This window comes from Pseudomonas sp. SIMBA_068 (assembly GCF_046534705.1).
Lineage (GTDB): Bacteria > Pseudomonadota > Gammaproteobacteria > Pseudomonadales > Pseudomonadaceae > Aquipseudomonas > Aquipseudomonas putida.
In genome coordinates this window covers 1-266 of record NZ_JAWRYI010000665.1, presented here as the reverse complement: position 1 = coordinate 266, position 266 = coordinate 1, and the positions used below count along the sequence as shown (strand labels likewise).

At 48.5% G+C, this 266-nt stretch carries 1 protein-coding gene; it reads right to left on the bottom strand.

Translation table 11 applies throughout. The features are described from left to right. Positions 1-68: 68 nt before the first annotated feature. Positions 69-266, bottom strand: a 198-nt coding sequence (locus SB756_RS30895) for a DUF1488 domain-containing protein (protein WP_281135898.1), incomplete at its 5' end; no start/stop codon positions are given.

Below are 266 nucleotides of genomic sequence, written 5' to 3'. Positions count from 1 at the left end.
GATGAAGAGAAGGCTGGGTTACGCTATTCCGCGAATAATTACGTGAAATGGAAGGACGAATATCTGGATCAGGGTAACCAGACCCAGCCTTGATCATCTTCACTTTGTTCCTGAATTAAGTTTTCCGCTTCTTCTTCCAGGTCCCAGCGATGCTGACGAAAACTCGCTAACCACTGTTCTGGCGTATCTCCAGTAAAGCGATACGCCAGACTCTCGCCAGAGATCGCGCATGTCAGTTGCATACCATTCACGAGAGCGGGAAAACA